The sequence below is a fragment of the Paenarthrobacter sp. NPDC092416 genome (genome assembly GCF_044755025.1).
Taxonomy (GTDB): domain Bacteria; phylum Actinomycetota; class Actinomycetes; order Actinomycetales; family Micrococcaceae; genus Arthrobacter.
Genome location: NZ_JBIVQG010000008.1, coordinates 206,221 through 229,806 on the forward strand (window position 1 = coordinate 206,221; position 23,586 = coordinate 229,806).

At 63.5% G+C, this 23,586-nt stretch carries 22 protein-coding genes; 9 read left to right on the forward strand and 13 right to left on the reverse strand.

The annotated features are described in order from the left end of the window. Window positions 1-76 precede the first annotated feature (76 nt). Window positions 77-1,432, reverse strand: a complete 1,356-nt coding sequence (locus tag ACIQC5_RS16180) for a uracil-xanthine permease family protein (protein WP_400284401.1) — start codon at window positions 1,430-1,432, stop codon at window positions 77-79. 93 nt (window positions 1,433-1,525) lie between these two features. Continuing rightward, window positions 1,526-4,000, reverse strand: coding sequence for an OpgC domain-containing protein (opgC, locus tag ACIQC5_RS16185; RefSeq protein ID WP_400284404.1), 2,475 nt, complete (start codon window positions 3,998-4,000; stop codon window positions 1,526-1,528). 208 nt (window positions 4,001-4,208) lie between these two features. Here opgC and ACIQC5_RS16190 point away from each other — a divergent pair, with 208 nt between their 5' ends. Continuing rightward, complete coding sequence (locus ACIQC5_RS16190) at window positions 4,209-4,814, forward strand: malonic semialdehyde reductase (RefSeq protein ID WP_400284407.1); 606 nt, start codon at window positions 4,209-4,211, stop codon at window positions 4,812-4,814. Between the two features lie 177 nt (window positions 4,815-4,991). Then, window positions 4,992-5,504 (forward strand): 2'-5' RNA ligase family protein, encoded by a 513-nt coding sequence (locus ACIQC5_RS16195; RefSeq protein ID WP_400284409.1) that lies wholly within the window; start codon window positions 4,992-4,994, stop codon window positions 5,502-5,504. On the opposite strand, the gene pgm is transcribed toward ACIQC5_RS16195, so the two are convergent. Beyond that, a complete protein-coding gene (gene pgm / locus ACIQC5_RS16200) occupies window positions 5,501-7,162 on the reverse strand; it encodes a phosphoglucomutase (alpha-D-glucose-1,6-bisphosphate-dependent) (protein ID WP_400284412.1) in 1,662 nt (553 codons plus the stop codon). The two genes, ACIQC5_RS16195 and pgm, sit on opposite strands and share 4 nt — an antisense overlap. 298 nt (window positions 7,163-7,460) lie before the next feature. Between pgm and ACIQC5_RS16205 the strand changes: the two genes are divergently transcribed. Continuing rightward, entirely contained in the window at window positions 7,461-8,195 is a 735-nt protein-coding gene (locus ACIQC5_RS16205; RefSeq protein WP_400284415.1) for a DUF4190 domain-containing protein, read from the forward strand. A 96-nt stretch (window positions 8,196-8,291) separates the two neighbouring features. On the opposite strand, the gene ACIQC5_RS16210 is transcribed toward ACIQC5_RS16205, so the two are convergent. Genes ACIQC5_RS16210 through ACIQC5_RS16220 form a run of 3 tightly spaced genes read right to left on the reverse strand, consistent with a single transcriptional unit; the run spans window position 8,292 to window position 12,018 of the window. Then, window positions 8,292-9,791: a peptide MFS transporter gene (locus tag ACIQC5_RS16210; RefSeq protein ID WP_400284418.1), complete on the reverse strand. Its 1,500-nt coding sequence runs from the start codon at window positions 9,789-9,791 to the stop codon at window positions 8,292-8,294. A 54-nt stretch (window positions 9,792-9,845) separates the two neighbouring features. Further along, window positions 9,846-11,249, reverse strand: a complete 1,404-nt coding sequence (locus ACIQC5_RS16215; RefSeq protein WP_400284534.1) for an amidase — start codon at window positions 11,247-11,249, stop codon at window positions 9,846-9,848. A gap of 25 nt (window positions 11,250-11,274) precedes the next feature. Further along, entirely contained in the window at window positions 11,275-12,018 is a 744-nt protein-coding gene (locus ACIQC5_RS16220; RefSeq protein ID WP_400284420.1) for a Type 1 glutamine amidotransferase-like domain-containing protein, read from the reverse strand. Window positions 12,019-12,146: 128 nt separating this feature from the next. Between ACIQC5_RS16220 and ACIQC5_RS16225 the strand changes: the two genes are divergently transcribed. The 3 genes from ACIQC5_RS16225 (at window position 12,147) to ACIQC5_RS16235 (ending at window position 13,799) form a co-directional block, all read left to right on the forward strand. Further along, complete coding sequence (locus tag ACIQC5_RS16225) at window positions 12,147-12,473, forward strand: rhodanese-like domain-containing protein (protein WP_400284423.1); 327 nt, start codon at window positions 12,147-12,149, stop codon at window positions 12,471-12,473. 28 nt (window positions 12,474-12,501) lie between these two features. Continuing rightward, window positions 12,502-13,437: a prephenate dehydratase gene (gene pheA / locus ACIQC5_RS16230; protein ID WP_400284426.1), complete on the forward strand. Its 936-nt coding sequence runs from the start codon at window positions 12,502-12,504 to the stop codon at window positions 13,435-13,437. A gap of 143 nt (window positions 13,438-13,580) precedes the next feature. Continuing rightward, the gene (locus ACIQC5_RS16235; RefSeq protein WP_400284428.1) at window positions 13,581-13,799 is read left to right on the forward strand and encodes a hypothetical protein; all 219 of its coding nucleotides are present in this window, start codon (window positions 13,581-13,583) and stop codon (window positions 13,797-13,799) included. A gap of 19 nt (window positions 13,800-13,818) precedes the next feature. On the opposite strand, the gene ACIQC5_RS16240 is transcribed toward ACIQC5_RS16235, so the two are convergent. Further along, entirely contained in the window at window positions 13,819-14,874 is a 1,056-nt protein-coding gene (locus ACIQC5_RS16240) for a diacylglycerol/lipid kinase family protein (RefSeq protein WP_400284431.1), read from the reverse strand. Window positions 14,875-14,997: 123 nt separating this feature from the next. Between ACIQC5_RS16240 and serS the strand changes: the two genes are divergently transcribed. Next, the gene (gene serS, locus ACIQC5_RS16245; RefSeq protein ID WP_400284434.1) at window positions 14,998-16,278 is read left to right on the forward strand and encodes a serine--tRNA ligase; all 1,281 of its coding nucleotides are present in this window, start codon (window positions 14,998-15,000) and stop codon (window positions 16,276-16,278) included. A gap of 71 nt (window positions 16,279-16,349) precedes the next feature. Here the strand turns inward: serS and ACIQC5_RS16250 are convergent, their stop codons facing one another. Further along, window positions 16,350-17,339, reverse strand: a complete 990-nt coding sequence (locus ACIQC5_RS16250) for a hypothetical protein (protein ID WP_400284437.1) — start codon at window positions 17,337-17,339, stop codon at window positions 16,350-16,352. 285 nt (window positions 17,340-17,624) lie between these two features. Here ACIQC5_RS16250 and ACIQC5_RS16255 point away from each other — a divergent pair, with 285 nt between their 5' ends. Then, window positions 17,625-18,470, forward strand: coding sequence for an HAD family hydrolase (locus ACIQC5_RS16255; RefSeq protein ID WP_400284440.1), 846 nt, complete (start codon window positions 17,625-17,627; stop codon window positions 18,468-18,470). 89 nt (window positions 18,471-18,559) lie between these two features. Here the strand turns inward: ACIQC5_RS16255 and ACIQC5_RS16260 are convergent, their stop codons facing one another. Further along, window positions 18,560-19,300, reverse strand: coding sequence for an ANTAR domain-containing protein (locus ACIQC5_RS16260; RefSeq protein WP_400284443.1), 741 nt, complete (start codon window positions 19,298-19,300; stop codon window positions 18,560-18,562). Between the two features lie 189 nt (window positions 19,301-19,489). Here ACIQC5_RS16260 and ACIQC5_RS16265 point away from each other — a divergent pair, with 189 nt between their 5' ends. Beyond that, window positions 19,490-20,524: an NAD-dependent epimerase/dehydratase family protein gene (locus ACIQC5_RS16265; protein ID WP_400284446.1), complete on the forward strand. Its 1,035-nt coding sequence runs from the start codon at window positions 19,490-19,492 to the stop codon at window positions 20,522-20,524. A gap of 23 nt (window positions 20,525-20,547) precedes the next feature. On the opposite strand, the gene ACIQC5_RS16270 is transcribed toward ACIQC5_RS16265, so the two are convergent. From ACIQC5_RS16270 to ACIQC5_RS16285, 4 genes are read right to left on the reverse strand one after another with little or no spacing between them, the layout of a single operon-like run. Further along, entirely contained in the window at window positions 20,548-21,630 is a 1,083-nt protein-coding gene (locus ACIQC5_RS16270; RefSeq protein ID WP_400284449.1) for an aromatic acid exporter family protein, read from the reverse strand. 36 nt (window positions 21,631-21,666) lie between these two features. After that, window positions 21,667-22,266 carry a hypothetical protein gene (locus ACIQC5_RS16275; protein ID WP_400284452.1) on the reverse strand — a complete coding sequence of 200 codons (600 nt, stop codon included), beginning with the start codon at window positions 22,264-22,266 and terminating at the stop codon, window positions 21,667-21,669. Window positions 22,267-22,312: 46 nt separating this feature from the next. Next, window positions 22,313-22,963 (reverse strand): hypothetical protein, encoded by a 651-nt coding sequence (locus ACIQC5_RS16280; RefSeq protein WP_400284455.1) that lies wholly within the window; start codon window positions 22,961-22,963, stop codon window positions 22,313-22,315. Then, on the reverse strand, window positions 22,935-23,570 hold the full coding sequence (locus ACIQC5_RS16285; RefSeq protein WP_400284458.1) for a hypothetical protein: 636 nt from the start codon (window positions 23,568-23,570) through the stop codon (window positions 22,935-22,937). Before ACIQC5_RS16285 ends, ACIQC5_RS16280 begins: the two co-directional genes overlap by 29 nt. Window positions 23,571-23,586: the final 16 nt, after the last annotated feature.

A 23,586-nucleotide genomic window follows, 5' to 3' on the forward strand; every position in this document is an offset into this window, starting at 1 on the left:
ATACACGCAGGCCGGGCCTCAATCAGTTCGAAAGCTCCAAGGCGTGCAAACCGGTCCCCGGAATGCCGAGGAGCCCCTACTTCCCCTTCTTCCCGCCCCTCTTAGCCGCAGCATTCATCGCCGACTTCACCGCAGGCGGCAGCCCCGCCGTCTCAGTCTCCGGTTCAGCTACGGTCCCGCGCCACCGTGCCAGCCCCTTCATGCCGTGGTAAATCACCAGTGCTGCAGCAGAACCCAGCGCAATACCGGTGAACTTCAGCTCGCCAATAGTCCACGTGTAGTCCGCAATACCGATGATCAGCGCAACAGCCGCCGTCGTCAGGTTGATGGGGTTGGAGAAGTTGACCTTGTTCTGCACCCAGATCTTTACGCCGAGCACGCCGATCATGCCGTAGAGCATGGTCGCGGCGCCGCCCAGGACACCGGCGGGAACGGTCGCGATCAGTTCGCCGAATTTCGGGGAGAAGCTCAGCAGGATGGCGAAGACACCGGCCACCCAGTAGGCCGCCGTCGAGTAAACCTTGGTGGCGGCCATGACGCCGATGTTCTCCGCGTACGTCGTCGTGCCGGAACCGCCGCCGAACCCGGCAAGTACCGTCGCGGCACCGTCGGCCATCAGCGCACGGCCGGAGACGCCGTCGAGATTTTGACCCGTCATCGCTGCCACCGACTTCACGTGCCCCACGTTCTCAGCCACCAGCACCAGCACCACCGGCACGAACAGGCCCACCACGCCGATGTGGAATTCGGGCGTCTGGAACAGCGGCAGGCCCACCCACGCGGCGGCGTCCATCTTTTCGTAGGAGACCTCGCCGCGCATCATCGCCACGAGATACCCCACCACAACGCCCACCAGGATGCTCAGGCGTCCCAGAATTCCGCGGAAAAGGACGCTGACCAGGATGATCGTGACCAGGGTGACCAGCGCGGTGACCGGAGCGGCGTCGAAATTGTTCTTCGCTGCAGGCGCGAGGTTCAGGCCGATGAGCGCCACAATCGCGCCGGTGACGATCGGCGGCATGAGCCGGTTGATCCATTCGGCGCCAAACTTCTGCACGACTGCACCAATAAGCGCCAGTACGACGCCGGCAAGCACCACGCCGCCCAGGGCGCCGGCAACGCCGTACTGCTGCTGGGACGCCAGGATCGGTGCGATGAACGCGAAGCTCGAACCAAGGTAACTGGGCACGCGGCCCTTGGTGATGACGAGGAACAGCAGCGTGCCTATTCCGGAGAAAAGCAGGGTGGTGGCTGGCGGCATGCCCGTGATGATCGGAACCAGGAAGGTCGCGCCGAACATGGCAACTACGTGCTGCATGCCGATGCCAATGGTCAGGGGCCAGGCCAACCGCTCGTCGGGCGCCACCACGTGGCCGGGGCGAATGGACTTGCCGTTGCCGTGGAGCTTCCATTTGATGCCGAGCATGCTCATGGCGGGGCCTTCCTCAGAAGAGTATTTGGGATTCGGTGCAACATTACCGCCATTGCGGACCCGATTGCGGCGCCCTCCACACTGCGTCCAGGCTTACCGGGGGACCAGCTGGAAGAGGAACTTTGTTTTGACCATCACCCAGAGTGTGGCGAGCAGGGCAATGTAGACGGCGGTGTTCAGCCAGAGATTTCCGTCTCGCAGCGCAGGGATATTGGCGATCGCCACGATGAAGAAGACGTGCATGATGAACACGTACAGAGTCGCTTGGCCCAGTGGAATGAAGAACCAGCCCACAGCGCGGAACAACGGCTTCCAGAAAGCGCTCAGCATTGAATACAAAGCGATGGTGATGAGGATGACGTTGAGCACCCGCCCCGGCCCAAGGTAAGTCCGGCTGAAAAAGGTGTCGTAGATGTACCTGAACGTGCTTTCCGGGATTAGGGCGAGCCGAACATCCAACTGATTGGTCAGATATGGACCGCTCCACGAGAACAACGCGCATGCGGCTGCGAGGAAAATGCAAGCACCGAGGAGCAGGCGTTGCCGTGGAGCGGCGAACCACGCGATGATCTGATGCCGATAAAACCCTGCTGTCATCCCGACTACGAACAAGAGCTGCCAGACCAGAAAAGGGAACGAGTCTTCGAACTGCGAGGGAAGCAGCCGGAATCGGAAAATCGATCCGGCGGCGTAGAGGCCCAGACTGAGCGTGAGGACCAGCCAAGTGAAACCGCGGGACAGCGCCACGAGGATCAGAGGGCTGATCAGCAAGAGGACGACGTAAAGGCCCATGATGTTGAACTGCCAAGGACCTACTTGCAACAGCAGCAGGGCCGGGATCAGGCCTTGCGGGACCGGGAACTGCAGCAGCCCTTCCATGCCGGCGTACAGGTCATAGGTTGTACCGGCGGCCGCGCGCCCGGCGGCGCCAGTTCCTTGATCGGTGAAAGTGGTGACGGCCGCTGCGTTGACGAAGGGGAGCAGGCTCAGCACGTACACGATCAGGACCACAGCAAGGGCAGTGAAGTAGAGTTTCCCGGCGCGCTTGGATGTCCCGTCCACCACGTCTCCCAATTCCGAGGCGATCCTTGGCCCGTAGACCATGCCTAGGACAACACCCGAGAGCATGACGAACAATTCGGCGCCGGAAACCACACCCAGGGTCTCTTGACTGAGCAGCTGGAACACTGAGTTGATTCCCACGTGGTTGACCACAACGAACACGATTGCCAGGCCCCGGAGCATGTCGATCCGCGCATCACGCTTACTGGTACCGGTGTAGGCCCATTTGCTGGCAAACGCCCGGGATGACAGGATCCACAAAGCCGCGACGGCCACCAACACAGACCCGGCGGACGCCCACGCTGCCCATCCCTGGATGACCGTTCCAGTCTTCGGCTGAGGAACCTCGACGCCCGGCACATCGTCAAGGCCCTTCTCAGTGACAGGTCCTGTCGCGAGGCCAGCGGAATCCAAGGCGGCACGGAAGGGGGCCGATAGTGAGGATTCTGCGGTGACCCGCCAGTCGATGGATACCTGTCCCTGACTGCGAACATCAGTAGTTTCGTTCCAGACCACAGCACGGACGTCCGCGTTTCCGGGCTCCCCAACCGCGGTGAAGACCTGTTGCCACCACGTCTGTTTCACGTCCAGCTCGGCGGCACCCCCCGCTGTTGGCGAGTAAAAGGCGCCGGTTTCGACAAGGATCGGTTTGCTGCGGGCTTCACCATAGTTGGCATAGAAATCTTCGCTGCTGGTTCCAGCGCCGGAAGCGTGCAGAGCGTCGTTGAATTCGCCGGTTGTGGGGACGGTGTTGCTGGCTGTCCCGGCGCCCGTCGAGTCGTGGTAAACGGACAGGCCAACCCAGTCGACGGCCTCATCGCCGGGATAGTACGGCGAAAACGCGGAGTCGTCCTGATCCCAGATCCCGTTCCCGCTGGTGTCCACTGAGCCCAGAGGAACGCCCTTGGGAGGAGTAGATGTCGCCTCCCGGAACGGATAGTCCTTTTCCGCGGTAGGCGACCAGACCATCACAGGATCAGTCAGGTTGGCCCGCAGCGCTGAAGCCACTGTGCCAAACGCCGCCCGGTATGCCTCAGGTTCCTGCCCCCAGCGAACCCACGGGGCGTTCATCTCTGGAGCGAAGCGGACGAAGACCTTCCCCCGGAAGCCCGCCGCCGCCGTCGTGATTTGACGCCCAAAATCGGTGGCGACGTCCTCACTGATGTCCTTCAAATCGATCCCGGGCCGGACCGTGAGCAGTGCGTGGGAGCCTTGGTCTGCGACTTGTGAGAAGTACGCCTTCAGGTAGGCGCGGCCGCCTTCATCCATGGGAAGGGCTACGTTCTGCCCGTACAGGGCCGCGGGTTCGCCCAATCTTTGGGCAAAGTCAGCTGCTGAGTCCTTGTCCCAATTCAGCAGCGCTCCAAAGAATCGTGACCCGGAATCCTTAACGTCGGGCTGCTGGGCCGATGCCCAGGCCTGCGCGGTTGGCAGGATAAAAGTCAGGAGCAGCAGGACAAGAACGGCCGGCATCCGTCGAATGGCCGCAAGAGGGACGGTTGGCATGGGGACCCTTCAAGTCGTTCCTTCGGCTTGACGAGACGGCATGTCCCCCAAGCGATGCAGCGTGTATCCATGATGCTACCCAGTGAAAGGCTGTGCGCAACGTCACGGGCCGTCATGGGAAGAGGACAAGGGAACTTGAAGTTGCAACTATGGAAAGCAGAAGTGCCCGGCCGTCCACAAGGCACGGGCCCAGCGAAAGGTTTACGAAATGACGATCGCCCACGAAGAAGCAGTCATTGACGCCGCAGCAGTCGACGCCATTTTTGCCGAAGCCCGTACCGCCAACAGCTTTGCCGGTGAGGTCACCGACGAACAGGCCCGCGCCATCTACGAGCTCACCAAGTTCGGCCCCACCGCTTTCAACTCGCAGCCGCTCCGCGTGACCTACGTCCGCTCAAGCGAAGCACGCACCAAGCTGGTTGACGCGCTCTCCAAGGGCAACCAGGCCAAGACCGCCTCGGCACCGCTGGTCGCCATCCTGTCCTACGACACCGACTGGCAGGGCCAGTGGGACAAATTCCTGCCCGCCTACGGCGCGCCCAAGGCCATGTACGACGCCGACGCCGACCTCGCCGCCACCACCGGCAACAACAACGCACACCTGCAGGCCGGGTACTTCATCCTCGCCGTCCGCTCGCTCGGTTTCGCCGCTGGCCCGATGACCGGCGCCGACTTCTCCGCCATCGACGCTGAGTTCTTCCCGGCAGGCGACCAGAAGAGCTTCCTGGTGGTAAACATCGGCCAGCCCGGCCCCGACGCCTGGGGCGAAGCGAAGCCGAAGTTCGCTTACGACGATGTAGTCCGCACCGTCTAGTCTTCCCTGCTGTTCCGCCGATGCTCTCGCACGTGATGTGCGAGAGCATCGGCGTTTAATGGCCACGATGTGAGCGAGGATCCGGGGGTTTGGATGTTCTCTCACTTCCTGCGGCTCTTTCGGCATCCCTCTCGCAGATCCCGTCAGTTCCGACAAGCCGGGTGGCAAACTATGCGTATGCGGAACCTCATCTGGGTGGCGTTCACGGAGCCAGTGCAACCGAGCCTGGTTTTTCCGCGCAGCGACTGGCCGCTTCATATCACGCTGTTAAGGTTCGACGCCGGAGCCCAGGTGAGTGCCGACGTCGAGAATGTCCTGAGCCGGCTGGCCGAAGCGCCAGTCAAGGGCGCTCTCGGCACTCAGCTGAGAGTGGGCGAAGAGGCGGGCTTCGGGCACATGGGATCCATTCCTGTGAGCCTGATCGACCACAATCCGCTGCTTCAGGGACTGCACGAAGAACTCGTTGAGGCGGCTGTCAGCGTTGGAGCCAGGATCGCCACGCCGAACTACGTCCTCGGAAGCTATCGTCCGCACATCTCGCACCACGACGGCAGGCGCCCCAAGCCCGGAGACGTCGTCGTGCTTGATCAAGTAGCGCTGGTGGACATGGCGCCGGAGGGCGATCACACCATCCGGCGCATCCTCAGGCTCTGGACGCAGGACGCCCAGAGCCACTCAGCAGCCAACTAAGCAATAACCGCGTCAACAAGCGCTTTGGCCTCTTGCTGAACCTGAGCTAGGTGGTCGGCCCCTTTGAAGGACTCGGCGTAGATCTTGTAGACGTCCTCGGTGCCGGAGGGGCGGGCTGCGAACCAAGCGTTCTCCGTGACAACCTTCAAGCCGCCGATCGAAGCGCCGTTGCCCGGGGCCTCGGTGAGCTTGGCCGTGATCTCCTCGCCCGCCAAGGACGTAGCGGTGACATCGGCGGCGGAGAGCTTGCCCAGCTTGGACTTCTGCTCCCGGGTGGCGGCTGCGTCGATACGGGCGTACACGGGTGCACCGAACTGGTCGGTAAGGCCCTTGTAGAGCTGTGAGGGAGAAGACCCGGTGACGGCCGTGATTTCCGACGCCAGCAGTGCCAGCAGGATGCCGTCCTTGTCCGTGGTCCACACGCTGCCGTCGCGCTTGTTGAAGGAGGCGCCGGCCGATTCCTCGCCGCCGAATGCACCTTCGCCGGACAGCAGCCCGGGCACGAACCACTTGAAGCCGACGGGAACCTCAACCAGCTTGCGGCCAAGTCCAGCAGCAACGCGGTCGATAATCGAGGACGAAACGAGCGTCTTGCCAACCACCGACTCGGGGTTCCAGCCGCTGCGGTTCCGGTACAGGTAGTCAATCGCGACAGCGAGGTAGTGGTTCGGGTTCATGAGCCCACCGTCAGGCGTGACGATCCCGTGGCGGTCAGCGTCGGCGTCGTTACCGGTGGCTACGTCGTACGCGGCGGTGCCGTCGGCACCCACAGTCATCCGCCTGATCAGTGACGCCATGGCCGACGGTGACGAGCAGTCCATGCGGATCTTCTCGTCCCAGTCGAGGGTCATGAACGCCCACTGCGGATCGACGGTCGGGTTCACGACGGTCAGGTTGAGCTGGTGGCGTTCGCCGATCTCGCCCCAGTAGTCCACGGACGCGCCGCCCATGGGGTCGGCGCCGATGCGCACGCCGGCGTTGCGGATCGCATCCAGGTCCAACACGGACGGGAGATCGTCAACGTAGCTGCTGAGGAAGTCGAACTTGCCGGTGGTGTCGGCGTTCAGGGCGTCGTTCAACGGAATACGCTTCACGCCGCGGAGGCCGTTTTCAAGGAGCTGGTTTGCGCGGTCAGCGATCCAACCGGTGGCATCGGTATCGGCCGGGCCACCGTGCGGGGGGTTGTATTTGAAGCCGCCATCGCCGGGAGGGTTGTGGCTGGGCGTGACCACAATGCCGTCAGCCTGGGGCGTGCCAGGCGCAGCTTCGCTGTTGTACTTGAGGATCGCGTGGCTCAGGGCCGGCGTGGGAGTGTAGCCGTGGCGGGCGTCAACAAGCACGGTGACACCGTTGGCGGCCAATACCTCCAGCGCGGAGTTCTGCGCCGGCTCACTGAGGGCGTGCGTGTCGCGTCCGATGAACAGCGGCCCGGTAATGCCCTGACGTCCGCGGTACTCCACGATCGCCTGCGTGATCGCAAGAATGTGCCCTTCATTGAAGGAGGCCTTCAGGCTCGAACCGCGGTGGCCCGATGTTCCAAACGCTACGCGTTGCGCGGGATCGCCCAAATCCGGGGTGACGTCGAAGTACGCGTCCAGCAGGGCTGTGATGTCAACAAGGTCCTGGGGAAGGGCAACTGTGCCCGCTCGGCTAGCCATTTGACCAGCATGCCAGACCGTCGCGCCAGCAGATAGGAAATGTCCGCGATCCGGCCCCCTGTGACGCCGAATGGCGGCGATTTGCCGCAGGATGGGCCAAAGATTTACCTCGCGTTTACGTGCGGCGGCTTTGGTGGGAGGATTCGCCGTCGGCTCCCGCTCGGTTGCTGCTCGCCATGGCGAAACGACGACGACGGCGGCACCACCGAGCGCACGACGCCACCTCACGCCGAGCTACCTTATGCGCCGGACCCACCGGCGGTAGTGTGGGAAACAAAGACCAGCAAGGGGGAAACTCATGTCAGACCAGCCATCCAAGGGCAACGAGGACAAACCGGCAGGCTACGAACCGCCGCATTACGTTCCGCCGGCCGAATTCAGTGCGCCGGAGCAGGGCGCACCCGTTCCGCCGCCGCCCTTTGAGCCGCCGACGTCCACGTTCGAGCAGCCTCCAAGCCTCGACCAGACGGCACACTTCGACAAATCGGGCAGCCAGGACCAACCGGGTACGTTCCAGACGGGCGCCTACCCGCAGGACCCGTACTACACGCAGCCTTTGCCGCCTTATGACCGGAGCGCCTCGCAAGGCCAGCAGCAGCCGTACGGCCAACCGAGCCAACCTGCCCAGTCGGCCCCGTCCAGCTCGTACGGCCAGTCGGGCTCGTACGGCCAGCCCACCAACCCCTATGGCCAACCGCCGGTGCAGCCCCCGAGCCCGTACCAGCAGCAGCCCTACGGCCAGCCGAATCCCTATGGCCAGCCCGCCTACTACGGAATGCCGGCGCAGCCCAAGGGCTTGAGCATCGCCGCCATGATCTGCGGCATCGCCATCTATATCGGCTTCGGGTTCATCATTCTGCCGCAGATCGCGGCCGTGATTCTGGGCCACTTGGGCCTGAACCGCGAGCCCGCAGGAAGGGGCATGGCGATTGCCGGCCTCATCATGGGGTACGTCGGTCTGGCCATCACAGTAGTTGTTTTGATCGTCTTCTTTGCTGCCATCGGGGCATCGACCAGCAGGTTCAGCTACTAAACCAACGCGAACGACGGCGACCCTTGCGCCAGGTGGGAATCCCACCCAACGCAAGGGCCGCCGTCGTTGGTTAACGCTCAAGCGCTCAAAGGGAACCTACCGCACGCCGCCCATCAGCTTCTTGATGGAGGGCGATGCTGCAGCCAAGCCGATGGCCAGGACAACTGCCGTGCCGCCGATACCCAGGAAGTAGGGCAGTTCGTCGTCCGGGTTGTAGAGCCCTGCGAGGATGCCTGCCAGCGTTGTGCCCAGCGAGACCGACAGGAAGAACAGCGCCACCATCTGGGTGTGGAAGGCCTGCGGGGCGAGCTTGGTGCTCACGGACAGGCCTATGGGGGATAGGAAGAGCTCCGCCAGCGTGAAGAGGAACAGGATGCCCACGAGTGCCAGCAGCGGGGTCTTGCCGTCGCCGGCCAGTGGAATGAAAGCGAGGAAGGCCAAGCCCATGATGAGGAGGCCTGCCGAGAATTTCAGCGGAGAGCTCGGCTGCTTGGAGCCCAGTTTGGTCCACAGCGCTGCCATGACGCCCGCAAAGATGATGATGAACACCGGGTTGATGGACTGGACCCAGGCCGCCGGCATTTCCCAACCGAACAGGTTGCGGTCCAGCTTCTCTTCGGAGTAGACGGCGATGAACGTGAACTGCTGCTGGAACAGTGCCCAGAAGGCAGCCGAGGCGATGTACAGCGGGATGAAGGCGAGCACGCGTTTGCGTTCCACGCCGGTCACCTTGGGGCTGCGGAAGATCAGGAACAGGTAGATCACCGAGGCCCCGATGGCTGCGTAGGCCATGCTGCGGGCCAGGTTGTCGGCGTTCACGATGCCCGTGCCGAGCAGCACGCCGATCACGATCACGATGCCCAGGAAAATCAGGCCATAGCGCGAGCGGTCAGCAGCAGGGAGCGGATTCGGAACGCGGTGCGCTTCCTCGGGGAGCCTCTTGCGTCCCAGCGAGTAGATGACCAAGCCGATCGCCATACCAACGGCCGCGGCGCCGAAGCCCCAGTGGAAACCGTTGCTTTCCTGCAGCCAGCCGGTGACCAACGGGCCGATGAGCCCACCGATGTTGATGCCCATATAGAAGATGGAGAAGCCGGCGTCGCGGCGTTCGTCCTTTTCCCCGTAGAGGCTGCCAACCAGCGCGGTGGCGTTGGCTTTCAGGCCGCCGGAACCGATTCCCACCAGCACCAAGCCTGCGATCAGTCCGGGAATGCCGGGCAGGAGCGCCAGTGCGATGTGGCCGGCCATGATCATGAGGGCCGAGCCGAAGAGGACCTTTTCAGAGCCGAAGATTCGGTCGGCGAGCCACGCGCCAAGGATGGTGGAGAGGTAGACGCCGCCACCGTACGCGCCAACCAAGCCGGCCGCGAGACCCTTGTCGATGGACAGGCCACCCTGGTCGGCCGTGAAGTACATGTAGTAAAGCAGGATGCCTTGCATGCCGTAGAAGGAGAATCGCTCCCACATTTCCACGGAGAAGAGGCTGGCCAACATCTTTGGGTGGCCGAAGAATGACGTATCGCCCGATGCTTTTTCGGGCACAGCCGTGGTTTGAGGTGTGCTCATTTCCACAATGCTGGCACTGACTGCGGGCATTGTCACATCGAAAGATGCTCCAGGCAAGCACTCTCCATATGTTAGACGTTCCGTTTAGCGCGTCTCCAGGGCCGCCGCGAGCTGGAGAAGTTGCAGTTCGGATCCCATCCGGCCAATCAGCTGGATTCCCATCGGCAGCCCGCTTGCAGTGACATGCACCGGCACGCTGATGGCCGGTAGCCCGCAAACATTCACCATGGACGACCACGGGGCGTACTCGCACTGCCTTTTGTAGTCCTCGTCAGCGTCGCCGGCCCATTCGCTGGGCCACGGTTCACCGCCGTGACCGCCGCCTGTGAACCAACCGATCGGGCGCGGAGTCTGCGCCAACGTGGGCATCAGGATGACATCCCACTGCGAGTACTGCGCGATGGTGTCGTGCTCGAACTGCCGTAGGAGACGCAGTGCCTCGTTCACCTTGGATGCACTGCGCTGTTGCGCACGACGCCGGAATGTCCGGGTCAGCGGGGTCAGCAGCGCCTCGCGCTGGGGTGCTATTCGGGCATTTCCGACGCCGGCAGTCCAGGCCGTGGTGAATGCTTCGGGATAGCGGTTGTCGTAGCGGACCTCCGCTTCGGTGACGCTGTGTCCTTGGTTCTCAAGCAGTGCGGTTCCTTGTTTGAGGGCGTCCAAGGCTTCCCGCTCCACTTCAAACGGAAAGACGCCGGCCCACGGACTATCCAGGCTCACGCCTATTTTGAGTGGCGGCGGCGCGAGTCCAACGTTGGCGAGATAGCCGCCGTCGGGCGCTTGATGACCTGGCACCAGCGCGTCCATGAGTAAGGCAGCGTCCGCAGCCGTCCTCGCCAGCGGACCGGCCACCACCAACTTGGCGCTATCCCCGGCGCTCGCTCCCGACGGCACCAAGCCCCGCCCGGGTTTGAGCCCAACCAACCCGCATGCGCCGGCCGGAATCCGAATGGAACCGCCGCCGTCGGTCCCGGGCGCGAACGGAACCATGCCCGCGGCCACCGCGGCAGCGCTCCCGCCCGACGACCCGCCGGAGCTTCTACTCAAGGAATGCGGATTGCGCGACGGCGATGCGATCCGGTTTTCGCTGTAAGCCGTCAGTCCGAATTCCGGAACCTGGGTCTTGCCCAGTGAGATGACGCCTTGGCCCTTCAAAGTTGTTGCGAGGGCGCCGTCCTCGGGGGCAGGCCTGTGCTCCAGGGCGGCGCTGCCGTGCGTTGTCGGAACGCCGGCTACGTCCGTGAGGTCCTTGAAGGCCAAAGGCATGCCGTGAAGCAACGGAAGTTCATCCGTTCGTCCCTCGCGGACAAACCGGGCGTGGACCTCATCGGCGGTCTTCGCATCGGCCATGGCTTGATCGGCCGTTACGGTGACGAAGGCGCCCAAATGTTTGTTGCGGGCCTCGATGACCGACAGGAAATGCCCGGCGACTTCCCGGGCCGAGAGTTCGCCCGACCCCAGGGCGTGGCGGAGCTCAACTGCGCTCATGATGGAGAGGTCCTGCGGTAGGGAATCAGCCAAGGAAGCGCGACTCCAGCCGTTCTTCCACGGCCACGGCGTCCACGCTTTCCCCCGCGCCCGCGGTGACACGGAATGCCGCTTTGTTCTTGACGTCGGAAACCACTTCCACAAGTTCGGTGCCCCGGTAAACCAGCCCCACGCCGTCGTCCGTGCAGTGGGTTTCGCCCAACGTGCCGTTGGCCACCAGCTTGTGGACGGTGGGCCGGCGACGCAGTTCGGAGTCGTAGTGGACGCCGTTGGCATAGGGCAAGAAGCCAAGCGCATTGGTGACCGGGCGCAGTTCAGGCCCGAAAGAATCCGTAACGCCACCCTTGAACCAACAAATGGAACCCGCAGAAACGCCCGCCAGCACAACGCCACCTTCCCAGACCCGGCGCAGGATGCTATCCAATCCGTGCGCGTGCCAGACCGCCAACAGGTTCACCACCGAGCCACCATTGACCCAGACAACATCTTGTTCCATCAGGTGCGCTTCGGGGTCCTCGACATTGGGCATGGTGAAAAGGTTGAGATGGCTGAAATCAAATCCCGCAATCCGAGCGGCTTGATCCATTTCCGCGGCCCACCAGCGCTGGTCACCGGACGCGGTCCCAATGTGTGTCACGCGCGGAGCCCTGCCGCTAACGCCGGATAACTCCACGGCGTAGTGCATCAAACCGTCAAACTCGATCCTGGTGCGGTTGCCTTGCTTGTATCCGCCGGATGTCGCCAAAATGGTGGGCTGCCCAGCCGCCATGGTCCTGCTCCTAACAGCCGATTCAGAAGTGCGCTCGGACCTAAGTCTTCGCGCCCCGGGCAGGTCAACGCAAGCGCGGCCTCGGGGACTAGGCTAGATGGAGACTCGAACCGATGGAAGGGACCGCCATGAGCGACTTCGATACCGTGCCTGTGGGCGACATTCCGGCTGACGCCAGCATTCTGGACGTTCGCGAGGACTACGAATGGGTTGCCGGCCACGCTGAAGGTGCACTCCACATCCCCATGGACCAGTTGCCAGGCCGTCTGTCTGAACTGGATCCGGACGAGGACCTCTTCATCATCTGCCGTACGGGAGGGCGCTCGCACCGCGTTGCGCAGTGGCTCGTGGCACAGGGATACTCAGCCACCAACGTTGCCGGTGGCATGGACATGTGGTTCGAGGCCGGCCGGCCCATGGTGTCGGACAACGGCCTCAAGCCAGTAGTTCTCTAGCCCGCATATAACTACCAAGGAATATTCCATGTCAGCAGCCGGTATCACCTACACGTTCCTCGGCCCCGAAGGTACGTTTACAGAGGCCGCGCTCATGCAGGTTCCCGGTGCTGGCGACGCCAGGCGCATTCCGTGCACCAATGTGAATACGGCATTGGAGCGCGTGCGTACCGGTGAAGCTGACGCGGCCATGGTCCCGATCGAGAACTCCGTGGAGGGCGGCGTCACCGCGACCCTGGACGCCATCGCCACGGGGCCGGAACTCCGCATCATCCGCGAGGCCCTTGTTCCCATCACCTTCGTGCTCGTGGCGAGGCCCGGCGTCGAAATTTCCGAGATCCGCCGGATTTCGACGCACGGCCATGCTTGGGCTCAGTGCCGGCTCTGGGTCGATGCGAATATTCCGAATGCCGACTATGTTCCTGGCTCGTCCACCGCGGCGTCGGCCATGGGCCTTCTGGCGGACGACGCCCATTACGACGCCGCCATTTGCGCGCCGCTGATCGCTGCCGAACAACCCGGCCTCAACATCCTGGCCGAGAATATTGGGGACAATCCGGATGCCGTCACGAGGTTCATTCTGGTGAGCCGCCCCGGAGCGCTGCCCGAGCGGACCGGCGCTGACAAGACCACGGTTGTGGTGCCCCTGCCCGAAGACCACCCCGGTGCGCTGATGGAAATCCTGGACCAGTTTGCCTCCCGCGGAGTGAACCTGAGCCGGATCGAATCGCGCCCCACTGGCCAGTACTTGGGCCACTATTTCTTCAGCATCGACGCCGACGGGCATGCCTCGGATTCACGCGTGGCCGATGCTCTCGCTGGACTGCACCGGATCAGCCCGGCAACCCGCTTCCTGGGTTCCTATGCGCGCGCCGACAAGCAGCCGGCATCGGTGGCCCCGCACACCTCCGACGCCGCGTTTGCTTCAGCGCACGCCTGGGTCGAGTCCATCGTGAAGGGCTGATCCGGCCGCTCCTGGCTTGCGTTCCCAGCCATTACCCGCGGGTCAATAATTGACGCTTCAAGCCCTTTCGGACTGATGCAAGTATGCGTATGCTTGCCTGATCCATAAACGATGGATGAATGCCCCTAACGGAGGGAGTGGCCATGTCAGTCCATAGCGATGACAAAGAAGGCCAGGGCATGATCGTCAATCCCAAGCCTTCAGGCGACAACAAGGACGATTGGGACGGCGACGAAGCTGATCGGGCGGACCGCCTGCGCTTCGAAGAAGAGCAAGCGATGATCCGCGAGCAGTCGGAGGCGCGCGCCGCAGCGAAGGCCGCGGCCGAGGCAGCCCAAGCCGAAAAGGACGCAGCCAGGTAGTCCCGCAACAGACCTGCCGCTATGGTGCCTTGGGCACCCGGACCAGCAGGGACCGCGGCTGGACCTGGACGGTGACTGTGGTCGCCTCACCTGAGGGGTCGCCGTCGATCTGCGTAGCCATCGGTTCCTGACTGCGGATGATGACCTTCCCGGAGCGATAGAAGTTCATGACCGGCAGGTTCCTGTTGTGCTTGAACAGGACTTTGGCGTACATCGCGAGCCATCCGAATGCGCTCCGGGGACTCATGACCACAATGTCCAACATGCCGTCGTCAATCATGGCCTGTGGGATGAAATCGATGCCGCCAGGGATCAGGCCACAGTTGGCGAAGAGCACGCTGCGGATTTTCCGGGACTGTTCGGGCTGGTCGTCCATGGCAATGTTCACACGCTTGCGGCGGCCCGGGAGGTGACGGACGCCCGCCTCGGTGTAAGCGAGCCAACCCACGGTTTTCTTAAGGTCTTCCTTGGTGTCGCCAACAACCTCGGCGTCCAACCCCATGCCCGCAATCACCAGGAATGCGTGCTGTGACGACTCGCCCGTGAGCTCGTTGTCGATGCCCATGGTTGCGGTATCGATGTAGCGCTGGTGGCCGAAGAGGGCCGTTTGGACGCTGCCCGGGATGTCGTTGACGTCCAACTCGACGTTGCGCGCCAGGAGGTTGCCCGTGCCCAGGGGAATGAGGCCCATGGCGACGTCCGTGTGCGCCAGCGCCTCAGCCACGACGCGCACTGTACCGTCGCCGCCGCCCACCAGAACGACGTCGGCCTTGTAGTCCAGCGCTTTGCGCGACTGCGCGTGGCCGGGGTCGTCAGGTGTGGTCTCGAAGAACCGCGGTGCGTCCCAGCCGGCCAGTTGGCAGGCGTCGATGATCGCTTGGCGGGCCTCGTCCGACTTGTTTTTCACGGGGTTCAGGATGACCGCGACCCTCTGCAGGCCTGGATGTGGCTTGTGGGCGTCCTCCCGTACCGCGCTCCTGGTGTGCCGGGCCTTCAATCGGCGCACACCCCACCAACTGGAGACGGCAAAAGCCACGCCCCCAGCGAGAATCACGTACAGGATCCAGTCGCTCATTGTGCTCCAACACTAGCGCCCCGTAGCGTGCATGATTTCCCCATCTCTTGCCGGCCCCGCCGGTTGCGGGTTCATTCGCTGGCCAGGACCGGGATTTTGCGGCCGATTCGATACTCTTGTCTGGTGATCGACGTAAAAGACCTCAGCGAAAATCCGGACAAGTTCCGTGCCAGCCAGCGCGCCCGTGGCGCCGACGAGTCCGTTGTGGACGCGATCATCTCCGCAGACTCCGATCGCCGTGCCGCTCTGATCCGCTACGAAACCCTCCGCGCCGAGCAGAACGTCTTCGGCAAAAAAGTCGCCCAGGCAAAGGGCGAGGAGAAGCAGGCACTGCTGGCAGAGGTCAAGGAACTGGCCAATGCGGTGAAGGCTGCTTCGGCGGAAGCGGACGTTGCGCAGGCCAAGCAGGAAGAACTGCTGCGCGTCATTCCCAACCTGATCGTGGACGGTGTTCCCGAAGGTGGCGAGGACGACTACGTGGTGGTCAAGACCGTCGGCACCCCGCGCGAATTCACTGATTTTGAGCCGAAGGACCACCTGGAAATCGGCGAACTAATCGGCGCGATCGACATGGAACGCGGCGCCAAGGTCTCCGGCGCACGCTTCTACTTCCTGCGCGGCGTAGGCGCCCGCTTGGAAATGGCGCTGCTGCAGATGGCCATGGATCAGGCCATCGAGGCCGGCTTCGTCCCGATGATCACGCCCACTTTGGTGCGTCCGGAAACCATGCAGGGCACGGGTTTTGATGTAAAGCACGACGCCGAAATCTACCGTCTCGCTGAAGACGACCTTTACCTTGTGGGAACCTCGGAGGTGGCCCTCGCCGGCTACCACGCAGACGAGATCCTGGACCTTTCCGCGGGCCCGGTCCGTTACGCGGGCCAGAGCTCCTGCTACCGTCGCGAGGCCGGTTCGCACGGCAAGGACACCCGGGGCATCATCCGCGTGCACCAGTTCAACAAGGTGGAGATGTTCATCTACACCACGGTTGAGGAAGCTGCCGCCGAACATGAGCGTCTGCTTGCTTGGGAAGAGGAAATGCTGGCCAAGTGCGAGCTCCCCTACCGCGTGATCGACACCGCCGCGGGTGACCTCGGCATGTCTGCGGCCCGCAAGTTCGACTGCGAAGCCTGGGTCCCCACCCAGAACGCCTACCGCGAGCTCACCTCGACCTCCAACTGCACCACATTCCAGGCACGCCGCCTCAACATCCGCGAACGCGTGATCAACGAGGAAGGCGTTGCCAAGGGCACTCGTGCAGTTGCCACCCTCAACGGCACCCTCGCCACCACCCGCTGGATCGTGGCACTCCTGGAGCACCACCAGAACCCGGACGGCTCCGTGAATGTCCCCAAGGCTCTGCAGAAGTACATCGGCGGCCTTGAGGTGCTCCCGGTCCTCTAGGGTCCCTGATTAACCCCGTCCAATGGACAATTCACCCGGGCATGCGCCGGTGAACTGTCCACTGGACGGGGTTAGTGTTTCCCGGCGAGTCCGGCAGCCGTTAGCTTCGCCAACAGCTTTGCAGGGTCGCTGGCTGTGGCCCAGTCCCACCGCACAACCTGGAAGCCCAAGGCGCGTAGCCTGTCCTCACGTTTCTTCTCGGCCACCACGGCCTCCCGGGCAGTTCGTCCGCCGAGGTACTCGTCGTTCAGATACTTTGCATCACCATCGAACTCGCCGATGAGCCGTTTCTGCCGCCAGAAAAAGTCAGACCGGGCCACAAAGCCTGACGCATCACTAAACTCGGACTGCAACTCGGGCGCGGGAAGGCCGAGCATGTGAATCTGAGCCCTGCTGAGCGATTCGCCGGCTGAACCGGACCTCTCATCGGCGAAATCCAGGATGTCGCCAACTCTCCTCCTCTTGGCGCCTGATTTCAGGTACTCCGCAGCAAACAGGAGCTCGTCCTTGCTCGTAGCGAGACCGGGAAACCTGTCCGTGCTAAGTATGTGGTCTGCGAGGACAACAGCCTTCGAAAACGAGACGCGCGACATAACGTCCACAGCAGTCCGGTGCAGTTCTGTGACCACCAGGCCGCCGAAGGGCGCGGTGTTCGCAGTATAGAGGTGCCGGTAGATGCCGTACGCTCGGATATTCTCAAGGCCTGTAGCCCCTGTTGAGGGCAGCAACGCGGCAGCCGTGGTGGGTGCACGAATCCCAGCATGGCCTCGTGAAGAATTGGCCAGGTGGATGTGCCGGGGAACACCCACAAGTTGAAGCCCCCAGATGAGAGCGGCAGTTTCGAAGCAGAACTGGGCCGCCGGCAGTTCCAGTGCCACTGCACGTATGCTGGCCCGGTATCGCTGCCAGGGCTTCAGCGAGAGCCACAGCTTCTTGTCCAGGTAGATGCCTTTCCTCACGCGCACTAGTTCGCCCTGCTGATACCGGCGGCTCAGTGTGCGTGTATCTCCCATGTCAAGGCGCTGCCTGGCCGCCACCAGAAATTCGTTCGTTCCGTTCATGGAACAACTCTCGTGCCGGTGCTCATCATCTGCTCGACGGAAGTTTGGCTATGTGGACAAAATGCCGAAAGTGTCCCCGTGATTTCGACAAGTCACCCCCGCGGGCGCCGATGAATTGTCCGTTGGGCGGGGTGCGCCGCGGCGGGGTGGCTGGTCCGGGGTGGGCGGTGCTCGGAGAGGTAAACACTCACACTGTGGACAACCCAGTGAGTATTCACCCTGCGTTAATCCTTTGCTGTGGCCCCGGTCCTAGTTGGTGTCGGAGGTGTCTGCTGTACTGGAGGCATGACTATTTTGACTGATACCCCAGTTGCTGGCATCGATGACCAGCCAAATTCAAACCACAACCTCATGGTCGCGTTGGATGTTGACGGCACTTTGGTGGACCACGACGGCCACATGTCCCCGACCGTACGCACCGCGGCCCAGGAGGTCGTCGCCAGCGGCCACGACGTCCTGATCGCAACTGGCCGATCCCTCAACGCCACGCTGCCCATCATCGAACAGATTGGCCTCCTACGGGGCTATGCCGTGTGCTGCAACGGTGGTGTGACCCTACGCTTGGACCCCACTTTGGAGGCCGGCTACGAGATCATCCACAAAGCCACGTTCGACCCCGCCCCTGCACTGAAGGCCCTGCGCGAACGCCTGCCCAACGCCAAGTACGCGCTGGAGGACGAGGATGGAAACTTCCTCTCCACGGAGCGCTTCCAGGACGCCAGCTTCGGCGTGGAGGCCATCGGTGTGGACTTCCAGACCATGCTGGATGCCACCGCCGTACGCGTCGTGGTGTTCAGCAGCGAGAACACATCCGAGGAATTCAACCAGGCCATCCGCCACATCGGGCTTTCCGGTGTGACGTACTCGGTGGGCTGGACCGCGTGGCTGGACATCGCCGCCGAGGGCGTCACCAAGGCCAGTGCACTTGAGGCCCTCCGCCAGCGGCTCGGCACTCACCAGGCCAACACAGTAGCAGTGGGCGACGGCCGCAACGACATCGAGATGCTCACCTGGGCCGGTCGCGGTGTCGCCATGGGACAGGCGCCGGACGAAGTGCTCGCTGTTGCAGACGAGGTCACCGCATCGGTGTACGACGACGGCGCCGCCCTGGTGCTGCGTAGCCTGCTGTAGCAGCGCCAAGCCACAGTTCGGCGCAACCGCGGGGGCGGCGTACCTGGCCTTGGATGGGTTGCGACCGCGCGCGGCGAGTCTGAACGACCTTACGTGAAGTTGGTGTGGACCGGTCCGCCTCCGGCAGATTCCACGATCGCCTGGGCAACTTCCCGGAGCTTGACGTTCCGGTTGCTCGAGGCCTTCTTGATGAGCTCCATGGCTTCGCGTTGGCTGCAGCGGTTTTGGGCGATGATGATTCCCGTCGCCACATCAATCACTGTGCGCGATTCCATGGCTGCCCGCAGGTTGGTGGCCGTCTGGCTGTGCTGGGCGATCAGGACTGCCAGCCGAAGGCCCTTGGATGCCTGCTGGACGTAGTCGGTGGCGCGCTGCACCGCGGCTTGATCGAATCCGAATGGGCGTTCGGAGTAGAGGTTAAGTCCTGCGCTGGCGGTGGCATCGGGGAGCGGGAACGGCACCGCGAGGATCGACCCTACGCCCTGCTCGCGGGCCACTTGGTTGTAATCGGGCCACGTGTTGTCATGCTCAAGATCGGTGATGTGGACCTGGACGCCCTCCTTGCAGCAGGTGAGGCAGGGCCCTTCCTCGAAACGGTATTGGAGCTCGTCGAGCATCAACGCCCTCTCGCCACTGCTGGCTACGGTGGCCGCAGCCCTGTGCCTCAGCAGCGTGATGCCGCAAAAAACATCGCCGGCCGGGCTGCTGAACATAGCGGCAGAATGCTTGGCCAGCTCGGTCAGGAACGCCTCGACGTCAGGTGTGTCAAGGAGCAGGTCTTGGATGTCCGCGGCCACTGGGTGCGCCTCGGTGAGGTTTTGGTCTTCCATCTGGATCTCCGATCCCCGGAACAGGCTAGGTTCCGAGCCTAGCCCCGTCCACCCGTTGAAAGCCAATAGTAAGTGTGCTTGGCTTTTCTTGGATCGCCGTTGAGGCGCGTCCCGATTTGACGCTGGATGACCCACCCCGGGAACACCGGGAATGATCCATAGCTTTCCGATCCGTCAGAGGAGAAGTCCATGCGCATCGCCATCGTCGGAGCAACAGGCCACGTCGGTTCTGCACTGTTGAAGCGACTCCAATCGGCCCGTTCGGAAGAGGGCGCTGACCTACAGCTCGTGGGCGTTGCACGACGATTGCCTGACCCCGGCGCCGCGCCTTACAACAGCGTGGAGTGGCACAGCGTGGACATCGGTGATGAGCAGTGCGTCCCCGCGCTGGAAAAGGCCTTCGACGGCGCCGATGCCGTAGTGCACTTGGCGTGGCTGCTCCAACCGAACCGCCAGCGGGAGATCCTTCGCCGGACCAACGTCACCGGAACGGCGAACATGCTCGCCGCGGCCCGTGAGGCGGGAGCGGGGCACGTGGTGTGCGCGTCCTCGGTGGGGGCCTATTCAGCAGCGCCAAAGGACCAACGCACCAAGGAGGGCTGGCCTGCCGGCGGTATCCGCGGATCCCACTACAGCGAGGACAAGGCCGCTCAGGAGGGCCTATTGGACAGCTTCGCCCAGGAGAACCCCGACGTGGTGGTTGCAAGGCTCCGCCCGGCCCTGACGTTCAGCGCCGAGGCCGGAAGTGAAGTGGGGCGCTACTTCCTGGGCCGGATCCTGCCACGGCTCGTCCCGCGGAAACCATGGTTACCCGTGCTCCCCATCCCCACGGAATTGACGTTCCAGGCTGTGCACACGGCAGATGTCGCCGACGCCTACTGGCGAGCAGTGCAGCGACGGGCCGAAGGTGCGTACAACATCGCCGCCGAACCGGTCATCGATCCCAACGCGCTCGGGTGGCTGCTTCACGCCCGGCGTCTGGTGCCGTTGCCGCTGCCGGTGCTCCGCGCCGTCGTCGACCTTAGCTGGCGCCTGCGCCTCCAGGCGACCGACGCCGGCTGGATCGATATGGCTGCCGGCGCGCCGATCATGGACACCGCCCGCGCCCGCGAACTTCTCGGGTGGACTCCGAAATGGTCATCGCTCGAAGCGCTGCGGGAGATCCTCGATGGCTTGGGTTCCGGCAAGGGACTGCAGGGCTCTCCGCCGTTGACGCCGCGGTAACACCCACTCGCGCGGCAGCACTCTCAACCAGCGTTCGAGACCGCCGTGATGATGCGGCGCAGGCTCATGGCCACAGACGCCGCCGCATTGACCGAAGCATCGCCTGCCGCGGCGTGGGTAATGGCGTCGCCCAGCTCCGCGACGCCTTCTTTCGCTTCCGCCAACTGCCTCTCAAGTTGACCGGTGTCGCCATCGCGCCATTGCTCGATCACCAGCGCAGTGCCCTCCAGCGCCTCGGAAAGGTGGTCAAGGACGCTTTCCGGAATGCTGGTCCCCGCGTTCTCTTCCCAGATCACGCTGGCCAGGACGTCAGTGATGTCCTGGACGTGGAACGTCAACCGTTCCAGGGTCCGCAGGCCTGCCAGGTCGCTTGGAATGCGGCTCGCACGACGGCGGGACCTGGGGTTCGCTTTGGCGCTCAGTTCAGCCTCGTGGACCGCTGTCCGGACGGCGATGGCGGTACGCGACAGTTCGTCGCTGCGGCCGGCCCAATTCTCGTGGTTTGGCGGCCAGGACTCCTCCATCGCCCGGGCCATATCTTTGAGTTGTTTGGAGAGGGCGGATCGGTGGCCCGCAATGGCGGGATCGATGCCCGCCAGATGCAGGGGAGGGAACACCAGCCAGTTGACGGCGAAGCCCACGGCGACTCCCATGGCCATCTGCAGGACGTAGGCAAACGAGAATCCCTCAGCGTTCGAATCTCCCAGGACCAGGACGAACAAAGCCGCCATGGGAACCCATTCGGAGGCGCTGCCAAGGCGCGGAAGGCCGCCGATGAGAACGCCCAGTCCCACTACCAAGGCCACAGCGAGGGCCGTGGGCGCCGCCACGGTGGTCACGGCGAACGCCATGCCGATGCCCACTGCGAGCCCCAACAGACTCTGCAGGCCGTGCCTGGCCGAGGCGGCGACAGTCGGATGCATGCTGACCAGTGCGCCCAGCGGCGCATAGTAGGGGTAGGCGGCCGCCGTTCCGGGCATCAGCGGCGCGAGATACCAAGCGAGGCCTGCGGCTGCAGCCGTCTTGGCAGCGAAAAGGAGCCGGTGTCCGGTGACGGCCTGGCGAAGTGCAGGTAGAAGCCGCCGAATCTCTGGCTTGTGGCCCATGGACTCAACGTACGCAGAGTGCGCCGGGGTGTCGAGCTAGCGGACCTCGAGGATCATCTGCAGCAAGCGGGCAGCGGCCGGGCGGGCGGCGTGCTCTTCAGCCCACTGCGCACGCGCCAAGGCTTTGCTGACAGCTTGGGTGGTGATGCCGAGCTCCTGAGCCACGGCCTTTTGTTGGCCCCGGACGCCGGGAGTGAGGAGATCCAAGACCCGCCATTCCGCGACGCTTCGGTGCTGCACGATGTGGCCCAGAAGCCGCAGCACGGCTTCGGCTTCCGCTGCCAAACCCGCGAGCGGGCCGTCTACGGCGACAGGAATGCGTTCCTTGCCGTTACGGAGGCGGTCCACTGCCCGACGGGCGTACACCAGCCCATGTCCGGAGGCATCCTTCACGAGATTGGGCAGCGGTTCATTGATGGGGCCGACGCCGATCCCCACGTACCAGTGCCCGCTGCGGAGGGCGATCAGTGCCGTTTCAACAGCCTCGTGGCCGGAGTCGACGATGCCCTGCACTTCGTCCTCCACGGAGCGATCAAAATCCAGGCGCGCCGGAATGTGCCGCAGGTCTTTGAGGAGCTGCGGCACGAGATCGCCGTCGTGGCGACTGTCGCGTTGGTTGATGGTCAGCGTGAACATTATTGGATGACATGCTACCGGCTGGTAGCGTCGCCGCAAACGAAAATTAATCCAGTGACGTCCGCGCGGTCACGACGACGGCGGGCAGCGCACGCACCACCACGTGCCCTGCATCGGGGGAACCGGAATCGACCATTGCCTGCTGGATGGCCGTTACCAAAGGCGCAGGATCTTCGTTGCCGGCAAACACCCAGAACGTTTCGCGCGCTTGGAAGACCAGTGCGTGACGCCCGCCCGCGCCCAATGAGACCTTCTGCCGGGCCACGAGGCGACGATCAGGATCTGTGTTGTCCTCGGTGGTTACGGCCTTGATGGAGGTGGGCACGATGTCCTGCCAGGGGAAAACCAACGTGGTGTGCTGCTGCGAGTAGCGGGCCACGAGTCCGCCGTCGAAGACCAAAAGTTTGCGGAAACTGCCGAAGAACGTCATGGACCACAGCACCAGGCCAGTGATGATGCTGGTGACCACGAACAGGACAGGATCGCTGAAATGCCCGGCCTCCCTTGTGGACCGGATCGGGCTGATGAACTCGCCGATGGTGCCGAAGAGGAACCCAATCACCAAACAAGGAATCAGAACTCGCCAGAAGATGCGCCGCGAAGAGGCAACGAACCGCAGTTGCCCGAGCTCCGATCCCAGTCTTCGTTCAGCCCTGCGGGCCAGCCAGTTACGGCCGAGCATCCGGGCTCCGGCCATAAAGGTTGGGCAAGTCCTGCCGTTCCGCCTCCGCTGCTCGGGCGGCCGCAACAGCTTTGGGATCGGGGACGGGCTGCTGGCCCAGTGCCAAGCCGGAACGGCGGTCGACGGCAGCGAACTTAGGGTCCCAGGTATCGCCTGAACCGCCGCTGACGGCCGCAGCGATGACCATCACCACGAAGAACGGGAAGAAGGACCAGCAGATGGCGCGCCAACCGCCCAACCATGCTCCCGACGTCGTGCCGTCCTTGATACGGACCGAGCGCATGCCCACGGCTGCGTCGCCGACGCTGCCCGCCGTGCCCCAGATCATCCCGTAGACGAACAGCCCCAGGAACCAGAGCACAACGTAGAGCGTCAACCAGAAGCCATCGTTGAAGGCCAGCAGCGAGCCGCTGTTCATCATTGCGTTGCGGGCCACAGCTGTGATGACCGCCAGAACGCTGTATCCCGCCAGAAACACGATCGAGTCCAGGACTCGGCCCCAGAAGTGGGCACCTCCTGAGGCCTTCACGTAGTACGCGCCGGTGTCGGTGTGGCGACGCACAGGGCGGCCATTCGCGGCGTCCACGAGACCGGTGGAGGACGGGGACTTCGAGATGCTCATGAGGGACTTTCAGGTT